Here is an 11101-nt window from a genome sequence, read left to right on the forward strand (position 1 = left end):
AGCGGCGGTCGCCGCCAGAATCAGAAATGGACGCCCCGGTTCAGATCGGGTTGACCAGCCACGGGATGCGACGCGCCCTGAGGGCCAGGAGCGCTGAAAGCCCTCCGCAAACGCCGCATGACAGCGCGGGAATTGCGCCTCCATGGAAGCTCGCACCCGCATTCGCGGGATGCAGTATGAGACTGATGATTGATGCCACAAACCCGAGCGGCCCAAGCATGAGGCTGACCGCGGGAAAGATCAGTCTCCTGATCGCCCTGTGCGGGTTCCGCGCCACTTTTCGCGCCCGCGCGTTGGCCCGCTCGGCATAATCGCCGTATTTCTCCGAGATCGCTCGATAACGGGCACGACCATCTCCCCCCTACGCCGTGTCGGCCTGAGGTTCCATGCGCCGGGCGCCAGCCGTCGCTCTCAGAACGCGGGCTTGCGTTTCCGCACGCTCCTGGCGGAGTTCTCCGCTCGACCTGACGAGGGTCCGGCGTTTCCTTCACCGCCTTGAACAAGCCCACATTGGCGTTCGGAACGGCCCCATAGGCCCGAAACTGCGCGCGACGAAACGGATTGCATAGCGGCTTGTGACATTTTTCAAAAATCGACGGATTTACGCTTTGGCGTCCGCCTGCCGCCGCAATCATCCATCGGCCCGACTCCGTGTGCGAAGCGGCGCAACATCGTCTGGAGGGCTTCGGGGCTGTTCTCCACACCTACCCAGCGGCGGATACGGGAAAGAGCCTTTGCATCTCATGAGACACAACCGAAATATCTTGCGCTATATCGTAAGATAGTACACTCATAAGATATATCGAAGGAGATCAAGCATGTCTTTTCATCATCACTTCCACCACGCAATCGGACGCCATGGCGGATTCGGCGGCGGGTTCGGGCGTCACGGCGGCCGCTTCAGCAGACGCCACGGCGACGATTTCCCGGGCGGCCGCAAGCTCAACGCCGAGGAACTCCAGCTCGTCATCCTCGCCCTTCTGAACGAGAGCCCCGCCCATGGCTACGAGATCATCCGCCGCCTCGAGGAGCGCTCGAACGGCTTCTACAAGCCCAGCCCCGGCATGGTGTATCCAGCACTCACCTATCTGGAGGAAATCGGCCAGACCTCCTTCACCCAGGAAGGCACCCGCAAGCTCTACGCCCTGACGGACGAAGGCCGCGCCTATCTTCACGCCAACGAGGCCCAGGCCGAGACCATCCTCGACATTCTCGCCCGGATCGGCAGTCGCATGGCCGACGTGCGCGACGCCTTCGCCGGCCTGCACGACGCCGACCCCCGGGCCGCGGACAGCCTTCACGACGCCCGCCACGCCCTCAAGAGCGCTCTGTACCGCCTGCGCGGCTGCACGCCCGCCGAGGCCCGCCGCATCGCCGACATCCTCAAGCGCGCCACCGCCGAAATCCTGGGAAAGCCCGACTGATGAACTACCATTCCCGCACGCCGCTGCGCGTCCGACACCCGCTCCGCCTGCGCCGCATCCATGTCGCGGACGTGATTCCCCTCTCGCATGGCATGCAGCGCATCGTCTTCACCGGCGAAGACCTGCGCGATTTCGCCACCGCCGCCGCGGACGATCACGTCAAGCTGTTCTTCCCGCAACCCGGCACGACGACGCTCACTCTGCCGGACCTCAACGCCGACCGCCCCGCGCCCGACGTAATCGCCCGCGATTACACCCCGCGCCGCTTCGACCCCGACACCCGCGAACTCACCATCGATTTCGTCCTGCACGAGACCGGGCCCGCCACATGCTGGGCCGCCAGGGCCAGACCCGGCCAGACGCTGGGCATGGGCGGCCCCAAAGGCTCCCATATCGTGCCGGACGATTACGCCCATTACCTCCTGATCGGCGACGACAGCGCCCTGCCCGCCCTCGCCCGCCGCCTCGCGGAAATGGCGCCCGGCACGCCGACGACCGTCATCGTCGAAACTGCGCGGGCGAACGAGGACTACCCATTGCACACCTGCGCCCAGGCCATCATCCATCGTTGCTGCCGCGACCGGGCGGCCGGTGAATCCCATGAACTCGACCGCCTCCTGCGCCGTGTCGCACTGCCCTCGACCGACACCTATGCCTGGATCGCCGGAGAAATCGACACCGCCCGCCGCCTGCGCGACTACCTCGTCACCGACGAAGCCATTCCCCGCGCCCAGATCCGCGCCGCAGGCTATTGGCGCCTCAATGCGGCGGGAGGCGGCGCCCGCATCAACTGACCGGGCCATAACCGAAAGGGCCAGCCGAAAGCCGCCTGATCACGCCCCTCACCTCGCCTTTGCGCCTGACGGCGATCCCGCCCCATACTGGGCGGAACAGATCAGCACGGCGCAGGAGCGGCACCCATGTCATCGACGGAATTGCACCCCGGGACGGCAAGTTTCTCGCTCAACCCCGCGACGGGAGAGCGTTTCGCGCGGCATGACCCGCTCAGCGACGCCGACCTCGAAAGGGTGCTCGCCCGCACGGCGCAGGCCGCCGGGCGCTGGAAGGACAGTTCCCACGTAGAGCGACAGTCCCTCCTGCGACGTTTCGGCGCGGCGCTGCGCACGGCGCGCGACGGGCTGGCGGAGGAGGCCACGCGAAATGGGCAAGCCGATCGCTCAGGCGCGGGCGGAGGTCGAAAAATGCGCCGCGCTCTGCGACTGGTATGCGGACCATCTCCCGCGCCTCCTGGCCGATGATCCCCTCGACGCGGGGGAGCGCACGGCATGGCTGGCCTATCGTCCGCTGGGCGTGATCTTCGCGGTCATGCCCTGGAACTTCCCCCATTGGCAGATCCTGCGCGCCGCCATGCCGATCATCGCGGGCGGGAACGGCTTTCTCGTCAAACCCGCGATCAACACACACCATCGATCGGCGCGCATGCTGGAACGGCTGTGGCAGGAGACGGACGGGCCGCCGGACGTGTTCGCCGTCGCCCATGTGACCAACGAGCAGGCCTCCACGATCATTGCCGACCGGCGGATCGCGGGCGTCACGGTGACGGGCAGCGTGGCGGCTGGCAGCGCCATCGCCGCGCAGGCCGGACGCGCAGTGAAGAAGACCGTGCTCGAACTCGGCGGCGCGGACCCGTTCATCGTGCTGGCCGACGCCGATCTCGACGAGGTCGTGCCGGCGGCCGTTACGGCGCGGTTCCAGAATTCCGGCCAGATCTGCATCGCCGCCAAGCGGCTGATCCTCGAAGCGCCGATCGCCGCCGCGTTCACCCGACGCTTCGAGGACGCGGTCGCGGCGCTCAAAATCGGCGATCCCATGGAAGAAGAGACGTTCATCGGCCCGATGGCGCGCGAGGACCTGCTGCGCGGACTCGACGATCAGGTCCGCCGCAGCATCGCGGCCGGAGCGCGGCTGCTGACCGGCGGCAAACGGCTGGACGGTCCCGGCGCCTTCTATGCCCCGACGATTCTCGCCGATGTCCGTCCCGGCATGGCAGCCTTCGACGAGGAGTTGTTCGGCCCCGTCGCCTCGCTCGTCGTCGCGGCGGACAGGGACGACGCCGTCACCCTCGCCAATCGCAGCGAAATACGGTCTGAACGCCAGCATCTGGACGAGCGATCCCGAGACGGGGCGCCGCCTCGCCGCGCGGATCGAGGCGGGCGGGGTCTTCATCAACGCCATCCCGGCCTCCGACCCGCGCCTGCCCATCGGCGGGATCAAGCGGAGCGGATACGGGCGGGAACTCGGCGCGCACGGCATACGCGCCTTCATGAACGCCCAGACCGTGTGCGATGCGGGCTGACCGCCGCAACGGATCGCGCGTCCGGGCGGCTCAGCGCCGCTGAACTCAGGGGCGGCTTGCCTCGTCGAGAAGCGCGAGATCCTCCGCGGCGAGCCCGAGAGTCGCCGCCCGCGCGAAGCTCTCGACATGCGCGCGCTTCGTGGCGCTGGCGATCGGCGCCGTCACGCCCTCCTTCGCGATCAGCCAGGCGAGCGCGACTTCCGCGTCCGTCGCCTGATGACGCCCCGCGACCTCATCGAGCGCGGCGAGACACCGCATGCCTCGGGGCGTGAGGTATTTTCCGATCCCCTGGCCGCGGCGGCTCTGGCCGAAATCGTTCTCCGTACGATACTTGCCGGTCAGGAATCCCGAGGCGAGGCTGTAATAGGTGACGACCCCCAGCCCCTCGCGCAGGCAGAGGTCGCGCAAAGCCCCCTCGAAACCGGCTCGGTCATAGAGATTATATTCCGGCTGAAGAACCTGATAGCGCGGCAAACCCGTTCTTTCCGCCACATGCAGGGCCTCGCCGAGTTGTGCCGCATCGAGATTCGACGCGCCGACAGACCGGATTTTTCCCTGTTCGAGCAGCGTCGCGTAAGCGCCCAGCGTTTCCTCATAAGGCGTGGCCGGATCGGGCCAGTGGGAGAAATAGAGGTCGATCCGCTCGATCCCGAGACGGGTCAGCGAGTCTTCGACCGCCTCGATGACCCATCGGCGGGACAGGCCTTTTTTACCGGGCGCGCCGAGATCGGACCCGACCTTGGTGAAGATCTTCACCTTCCCCCGCATCCCCGGCCGGGCGCGCAGCCAGCGGCCGATGATCGTTTCCGATTCCCCGCCCGTGTTGCCCGGCGCCCAGGCGGAATAGACATCCGCCGTATCGATGGCGTCGAAACCATGATCGACGAACGCATCGAGGACATCGAAACTGGCCGCCTCATCGATGGTCCAGCCGAAGACGTTCCCACCGAAGACGATCGGCGCGATCTCCAGCCCCGTCTGTCCAAGAACGCGAGTCTTCATGCCACTTCCCCTGTTTTCCCGTTGAACGTCACGCCATCAGAACCGAACGACGCCGTTCCGTCACGGTTTCACCCGCCGGGCGCATTTCCCTGCTTGATCAGGACGCGATGGCCTGGCCATAAAAACCCCGATGCCTCCCGCCACACCGTCTCCCACAGAGTCCCCCACACATGATGCCGGACCGTCGATGCTGCGCCGCATCGGCGTGCTGCTGTTCCTGAGCTACCTCGCCGTCGGGATGTCGCTGCCAACGACCTCGCTTTTCGTCAGGGAGCAGCTGCATATGAGCAACGGGTTCGCGGGGCTGGCCGTCGGCATCGCGTTCCTCTCCACCATTTTCAGCCGGACGCCGGCCGGAAAACTCGCGGACCGGTTCGGCGGCAAACGCGCGGTGATCATCGGCATGCTGCTCTACGTCGTCGCCGCTGGCATCTGCGCGACGGCCGCTTTCCTGCCTGTCACGCATTTCATCTCCTTCGCCCTGCTCCTCTCCGGCCGCATCGTTCTGGGACTGGGCGAAAGCTTCACGGTGGTCGGCGTGCTCTCCTGGGGCTTCGGACTCATGGGGGGCCATCGGGCCGGACGGGTCCTCACCGTCGTCGGCATGGCGATGTATGGCGCCCTGGCGGTCGGCAGCCTGCTGGGGCTGGATGTCATGCACCGCGCCGGTTACGCGGGAATGAGCGCCGCCTGCGCGATTCTGCCGCTGATCGGCCTGGCGCTGGCCTTGCCTGTCGCAGCGGCCGTGCCCCATCACGGCCTACGGGAGCCGATGCACCGGCTGCTCGGCCGGATCTGGGATCTGGGCATGGTCGTCTTCCTGCAAGGAATCGGCTTCGCGGTGATCGGCGCGTTCATGCCGCTGCTTTTCCTGGTGCGTCACTGGCCGCATGTCGCCCTCGGCCTGACCGCCTTCGGCGCGGCCTTCGTTCTCGTCCGCGTCTTTTGCGGCCACCTGCCCGACAGGATCGGCGGCGCGAGGGTTGCGGCCGTCTCCCTCGCGGTCGAAACCACAGGCCAGGCGCTGATTCTCTTCGCCGCGACCCCGGGCTTTGCGCTGATCGGCGCCTTTCTCACCGGGGCGGGATGTTCGATGATGTTCCCCGCCATGGGCGTGGAAGTCATCCGCCGCATTCCGGCCCATTTGCGCGGCACCGCCATGGGCGTCTTTTCCGCCTTCCAGGATCTCGCCTATGGCGCGACCGGCCCGCTGACCGGGCTGCTCGCCGATCGTTACGGCTATGGCAGCGTCTTCCTCGTCGGCACGATTGCGGCGGCCCTGGGGCTCGCCGGCGCCTGCAATCTCATCCGGCTCGATCGCCGCGAAAGCGACGTGTCGTCAGGGTGAACGGCCCGGTCGGCAGACGCCTCGCCCGTTTTTTCAGATGTCCGTTTTTTCAGGCGCCCTTTGCTCAGACAATCGACCGCCAGACGGCGTCGCGCCGCAAGGCATGATGCAGCCCGATGGCGATGTGACCGGCGAGCAGAAGGCCGAGCGTCCATGCACAGATCTGATGAACGGTCATCAACGTACCCCCCAGCGCGCGGTTCGCCGCGACGAGGCGCGGCAACGTCACGAGCCACAGCATGGGGGCGCTGCTGTCATAAGCGTTCGACATGGCCCAGCCGGAAACGGGCGTCACCAGCAGGAGCAGATACATAACGGCCTGCGTCACCCGCGCGGCCTTGCGCTGGAATGCGGGGATGAAGCCGGGCAATTGCGGCGGAACATGACCGGCGCGCCAGGCAAGGCGCAGCACGACCAGGATGATGATCGTCGTGGCCAGTTCCTTGTGAAGGCCGATAACCCACTTCCTGACGTCACGTTCCGTGTCGGGAATGAGTTCCCCGCCCGTAAAGCCGATGCACCAGACGGGAATGATGATCGCCGCCATGAGCCAGTGCAGCCATCGGGCGACGGAGGAGTACCGGGCAACAGTCATGGCCGCATCCTTGCTCGTCAAAGAAAAAGAGAAAATCGCCGACTTCCCTCGACGGATGACCCAGCGATCGCAGTTTTGACCCGTTTCTGTCCAGTGGAATATGATGCAGATACGTGACGATCCGCCAAAACTCTTCGAGAGCCGCTCCCGTCATCCCGCGGGCGTGCTCCCGCCCAGGACACGACCGTACAAGCAGTTAACTTGACGCCGCAGGGCCGAGACGGCAGGCGGAAAGCTGCCTTTCAATCGACATCGGAGCAGAAGTGAGTACAGACCTGCCAGGAGGATCGGCGGCGGGGCACGAACATGCCGTGCGCGGCGTTCTGTTCGCCTTTGCCGCTTTCGCCGCGTTTTCCTTCAGCGATGCAAGCGTCAAGCTGGTTCACGGCGCATTGCCGCCCTATGAATCGGCGTTCTTCGGCGCGGTGTTCGCGCTGCTGGTGTTGCCGCTCCTGCGCAAGCCGGGCGAGCCATGGCACGATATCCTCGCCACAAATAATCGTCTGCTCTGGACGGTGCGGTTTCTCGGCTACCCGATGGGTGTCGCGGGCAGCGTGATCGCCTTCACGCATCTGACGATGGCGGAAGCCTTCACGCTGATCTTCCTCCAGCCGATTTTTGTTACGCTCATGTCGGTCGCGTTTCTTGGGGAGCGGATCTTCTGGCCCCGCAAGCTCGCGGTCCTGCTGGGGTTCATCGGCGTGCTGGTGGTGCTGCGGCCGGGACTCCGGCCTTTGTCCATAGGGCATTTCGGCGCCGCCCTCGCGGGATTGGGCGGAGCGATCCAGGTGGTGAGTTTCCGCGCCTCGGGACCGACGGAGAAAAGACTCCCGCTCTTCGGGGCGGGCATTCTCGGGGCGCTCCTGCTGTGCGGGCTGGCAAGCATCCCCGTGTTCCGCCTGCCGACCGGCAAGGAGCTTCTCTATCTTTCGAGCTACGGGCTGCTGGCGGCGGCGGCGAACATGCTGCTGATGCGCGCCGCGCGTGACGCCCCGGCCGCGCAGATCGGCCCGACGCAATACAGCCAGATGATCTGGGCAATCCTGATCGGCTATGTCGTGTTCGGCGACGTCGTCGACACGCCGACCATCATCGGCATGGTGCTGATCGTGGCCTCCGGGCTCATCACGCTGCTCCGCGAGCGGAAGGTGGGGACCACGCTGCCGCCGCCGGTGGGGCGGCCGAGCGCCGCCGCCTCCTCGCTCATGGAAGACACGCCGGATCTGCCAGCCGCCTCCTGAAACTGATCACTCTATCAGGAGCGGACGGCCCCGCCCGCGACAGGCGGCGTCCGGTCAGGCGACGAGCCGTCCTTCCTTGTCCACCAGTTCGATCGGGTAATCCCCGGTGAAGCAGGCGTCGCAATAACCGGCAGCCATCGCATCACGCCCTTCATGGCCCAGCGCGCGATAAAGCCCGTCAAAGGAAATGAACGCCAGACTATCCACCCCGATCACCTCGGCCATCGAGGCAAGATCATGCGTCGCCGCGAGGAGCTTGCTCTCCTCCGGCGTGTCGATTCCGTAAAAACAAGGGTGCCGCGTCGGCGGGCTGGAAATGCGCATATGCACCTCTGTTGCGCCCGCCGCCCGCACCATGTCCACGATCTTGCGCGACGTGGTCCCGCGCACGATCGAATCATCCACCAGCACCACGCGCTTGCCCTCCAGCACGACGCGATTGGCGGAGTGCTTCATCCGCACGCCGAGGTGACGGATATGATCCGTAGGCTCGATGAAGGTGCGACCGACATAGTGGTTGCGGATGATCCCCATCTCGAAGGGAATGCCGCTCTCCATGGCGAAACCCATCGCCGCGGGAACGCCGGAATCGGGGACGGGCACGATCACATCGGCATCGACCGCGCTTTCCCGCGCCAGTTCGACCCCGATCTTCTGTCGCGCCGTATAGACGGGATGGCCCTCCAGCACGGAATCCGGCCGGGCGAAATAGATATACTCGAACACGCAGAAACGCGGCGACACGGGGCTGAACGGCTTGATGGACCGCACGCCCGCATCGTCGATCACCACGATCTCGCCCGGCTCCACATCACGCACGAACTCCGCGCCCATGATGTCCAGCGCGCAGGTCTCGCTCGCCAGCACCCACGCGCCGGAATGGGGCAGCCGCCCGAGGATCAGCGGACGCACGCCCAGCGGATCGCGCAGGCCGATCATCATGTCCGAGGTCAACGCCACCAGCGAATAGGCGCCCTTCACCTGCTTCACCGCGTCGATCAGCCGGTCCATCACCGTCTCGTAGAGGGAAATGGCGATGAGATGGACGAACACCTCCGAATCCGTGGTGGACTGGAAGATGCAGCCGCGCCGCACCAGCACCTTCCGCAGCGTCTCGGCATTGGTCAGGTTGCCGTTATGCGCGACTGCGAGGCCACCGAACTCGAATTCCGCGAAAAGCGGCTGCACATTCCGCAACAGCGTAGCACCCGTCGTGGCGTAGCGGTTGTGCCCGATCGCCGAACGCCCCGGCAACGAGGCGATCACGCGCGGATCGTTGAACACGTCCCCCACCAGCCCCAGCCCCTTGTGCTGGCGGAACCCTTCCACGGAATGGCTGACGATTCCCGCCGCCTCCTGCCCGCGATGCTGGAGCGCATGCAGCCCGAGCGCCGCCAGGGCCGCCGCCTCGTCCGCGCCCCAGATTCCCACGACGCCGCATTCCTCATGAGGACGCCCATCCCGGAACGGCGCGGACGAATCCGGGGCGGCAACAGGAGCGGAGGAAGGAATCATGGACGGGTCACTCCACGGGCAAAGCCGGCCTGCCGGAACCGGACGAAAAGATGCGGGCGATCAGAAAGCCGCGTCATGGCCTGCCGCACGCAGCGGCGCAAGCCCTGACCACGCCGGATCGGGCAGAATACTCTCCAGATGGGTCGCCGCCGCCACGATATAAGGGCCGAGCCTGCTGCCATGCAATTCCAGCATGGCAGCAGACCCGAACACCATCCGCGCCAGCATGAAAATCGCCACCAGCACGCTGAATCCCAGCACCGCCCCCAGCGCGGCCCCCAGCAGCCGATCCACGCCGCCCAGCCCGAGCCCGCGCACGACCCCCACCACCATGCGCGCGACCAGCGAGAACGCCAGCATCGCCACGACGAAACAGATGGCGATCCCCAGCACCATGGCAAGGGTCGCCTGCACCCCGTGGGAGCGCAGCAGCGCGGCCGGCACCTCGCCCCAGCAGGCCGCGACCCATCCCGCTCCGACCCAGGCGGCGAAGCCCAATACGATCGACCAGAATCCGCCGAACAGCCCCCAGAGACCGCCCAGCGCCATGATCGTCACGCCCAGTATGTCCGCGCTCGCCATCACTCCCGCTTTCCCGGCGCGCCCCGGACCATGTTCCGACCCGAACGGACCCATCCGAGCCGGTGAAGACGCCCTCAGAACAATACCCTAAATTGCCCGCTCAGAAATCAACGAAAAAACCTGCCTGTAAACGCCGGAAGTCACATTCTGTCGCAAATAGATATGAATCGTCACAGGTAGCTTGCCAATGTCGGGTTCTGGGATTCTGTTTCCATCCGATAATCAACATCAGATGAGTGCGCCCACGCACACCGGGATGTCATCCAGCGGCGGCGCGCTGCAATCGGATAGACAAGACACCTCAAGCTATGTGCATGCGACTTCTTCAATGGATGAATTTAATGTTTTTTCTCAATCCACCTCATATGTCACGAATTCGTCATATGGCTCCGCACATGACTATTATCTAAATACAGTATTTGAAAAGCAAGATTTTTCCGACATATTGCCCGCAAAAACAATAACACCCATTTCAGGGGACGGGGGTATAAATCCCCACGAGACATCGATTTCGATTCCTTCCGCAAGTAATTCAGGTCTAAAATTTCTCTCTCCACAGGATGCCATTTTTGTCAAAGGTAGCGATGCGGCGTCGATCTCAAACGCGAACGACAAGCACGCGGCACTCACGGCAGGACTGGCGGACAGCAAGAAAGAGGATACTTCCTCACCACTCCCCGCACAAACCGACCATACTACAATGTTGGCAGTCAAACTCGAGGCAGAGGATGATGGCGATGGCGATGGCGATGGCGATGGCGATGGCGATCCTGCCGGTGGTGTGGACGGGAGCGACACCCCGGAAACGATTGTGGTTAATGGGAGCAGCGTTAATACCGCTGACATAAACGGCGTCTTGTACCTGATGGACAGTTCCGGAAATGGACTGGCCACTTATCAGACCGCATCCGGCGCATGGGCCGCCATCAAATTATCGGAAGTAGATCAAGACGTGCAGCAGGATACCCAGGACGTGCTGGGTTGAAGCGTCCCGGGTTTCCCGGAGGCTCCTATCTGTGAGAAGGAGCCATGATGAACATGATGAGCCAGAGATTTTCGCCTGAGGTCCGGGAACGT

The 11101-nt window shown here is 64.9% G+C and carries 10 protein-coding genes and 1 pseudogene; 7 read left to right on the top strand and 4 right to left on the bottom strand.

The annotated features are described in order from the left end of the window. The first annotated feature begins 818 nt into the window (after positions 1-818). The 4 genes and pseudogenes from EDC31_RS01825 to EDC31_RS18335 form a co-directional block, all read left to right on the top strand. Positions 819-1424, top strand: a complete 606-nt coding sequence (locus tag EDC31_RS01825) for a PadR family transcriptional regulator (RefSeq protein ID WP_042060552.1) — start codon at positions 819-821, stop codon at positions 1422-1424. Beyond that, on the top strand, positions 1424-2218 hold the full coding sequence (locus EDC31_RS01830; RefSeq protein WP_042060554.1) for a siderophore-interacting protein: 795 nt from the start codon (positions 1424-1426) through the stop codon (positions 2216-2218). Before EDC31_RS01825 ends, EDC31_RS01830 begins: the two co-directional genes overlap by 1 nt. Positions 2219-2344: 126 nt before the next feature. Continuing rightward, positions 2345-2683, top strand: coding sequence for an aldehyde dehydrogenase family protein (locus tag EDC31_RS17900; RefSeq protein ID WP_204366688.1), 339 nt, complete (start codon positions 2345-2347; stop codon positions 2681-2683). Further along, a pseudogene (locus EDC31_RS18335) lies at positions 2586-3467 on the top strand (aldehyde dehydrogenase family protein); the annotation flags it as partial. The gene EDC31_RS17900 and the pseudogene EDC31_RS18335, both read left to right, overlap by 98 nt. A 319-nt stretch (positions 3468-3786) precedes the next feature. Here the strand turns inward: EDC31_RS18335 and EDC31_RS01840 are convergent. Then, positions 3787-4743 (bottom strand): aldo/keto reductase, encoded by a 957-nt coding sequence (locus EDC31_RS01840; protein ID WP_042060556.1) that lies wholly within the window; start codon positions 4741-4743, stop codon positions 3787-3789. A 187-nt stretch (positions 4744-4930) separates the two neighbouring features. Here EDC31_RS01840 and EDC31_RS01845 point away from each other — a divergent pair, with 187 nt between their 5' ends. Beyond that, positions 4931-6091: an arabinose transporter gene (locus EDC31_RS01845; protein WP_042060558.1), complete on the top strand. Its 1161-nt coding sequence runs from the start codon at positions 4931-4933 to the stop codon at positions 6089-6091. A 64-nt stretch (positions 6092-6155) separates the two neighbouring features. Here the strand turns inward: EDC31_RS01845 and EDC31_RS01850 are convergent, their stop codons facing one another. Continuing rightward, on the bottom strand, positions 6156-6686 hold the full coding sequence (locus EDC31_RS01850) for a cytochrome b (RefSeq protein WP_042060574.1): 531 nt from the start codon (positions 6684-6686) through the stop codon (positions 6156-6158). A gap of 263 nt (positions 6687-6949) precedes the next feature. Here EDC31_RS01850 and EDC31_RS01855 point away from each other — a divergent pair, with 263 nt between their 5' ends. After that, the gene (locus tag EDC31_RS01855) at positions 6950-7927 is read left to right on the top strand and encodes a DMT family transporter (protein ID WP_239641723.1); all 978 of its coding nucleotides are present in this window, start codon (positions 6950-6952) and stop codon (positions 7925-7927) included. Between the two features lie 54 nt (positions 7928-7981). On the opposite strand, the gene purF is transcribed toward EDC31_RS01855, so the two are convergent. Together purF and EDC31_RS01865 are read right to left on the bottom strand one after the other, a co-directional pair. Next, a complete protein-coding gene (gene purF / locus EDC31_RS01860; RefSeq protein WP_042060562.1) occupies positions 7982-9442 on the bottom strand; it encodes an amidophosphoribosyltransferase in 1461 nt (486 codons plus the stop codon). 60 nt (positions 9443-9502) lie between these two features. Continuing rightward, positions 9503-10024 carry a CvpA family protein gene (locus EDC31_RS01865; protein WP_052512077.1) on the bottom strand — a complete coding sequence of 174 codons (522 nt, stop codon included), beginning with the start codon at positions 10022-10024 and terminating at the stop codon, positions 9503-9505. 232 nt (positions 10025-10256) lie between these two features. Between EDC31_RS01865 and EDC31_RS17605 the strand changes: the two genes are divergently transcribed. Then, positions 10257-11009, top strand: coding sequence for a hypothetical protein (locus EDC31_RS17605; protein WP_158310348.1), 753 nt, complete (start codon positions 10257-10259; stop codon positions 11007-11009). The last annotated feature ends 92 nt before the right edge of the window (positions 11010-11101 follow it).

The sequence above is a fragment of the Acidomonas methanolica genome (genome assembly GCF_004346035.1).
GTDB lineage: Bacteria > Pseudomonadota > Alphaproteobacteria > Acetobacterales > Acetobacteraceae > Acidomonas > Acidomonas methanolica.

Bases quoted from the DNA above. Each gene is read 5' to 3' on its own strand.
- EDC31_RS01850 (WP_042060574.1), bottom strand. From the start codon at position 6,686: ATGACTGTTGCCCGGTACTCCTCCGTCGCCCGATGGCTGCACTGGCTC.
- EDC31_RS01845 (WP_042060558.1), top strand. From the start codon at position 4,931: ATGCTGCGCCGCATCGGCGTGCTGCTGTTCCTGAGCTACCTCGCCGTC.
- EDC31_RS01825 (WP_042060552.1), top strand. From the start codon at position 819: ATGTCTTTTCATCATCACTTCCACCACGCAATCGGACGCCATGGCGGA.
- EDC31_RS17605 (WP_158310348.1), top strand. From the start codon at position 10,257: ATGAGTGCGCCCACGCACACCGGGATGTCATCCAGCGGCGGCGCGCTG.
- EDC31_RS01840 (WP_042060556.1), bottom strand. From the start codon at position 4,743: ATGAAGACTCGCGTTCTTGGACAGACGGGGCTGGAGATCGCGCCGATC.
- purF (WP_042060562.1), bottom strand. From the start codon at position 9,442: ATGATTCCTTCCTCCGCTCCTGTTGCCGCCCCGGATTCGTCCGCGCCG.
- EDC31_RS01830 (WP_042060554.1), top strand. From the start codon at position 1,424: ATGAACTACCATTCCCGCACGCCGCTGCGCGTCCGACACCCGCTCCGC.
- EDC31_RS17900 (WP_204366688.1), top strand. From the start codon at position 2,345: ATGTCATCGACGGAATTGCACCCCGGGACGGCAAGTTTCTCGCTCAAC.
- EDC31_RS01865 (WP_052512077.1), bottom strand. From the start codon at position 10,024: ATGGCGAGCGCGGACATACTGGGCGTGACGATCATGGCGCTGGGCGGT.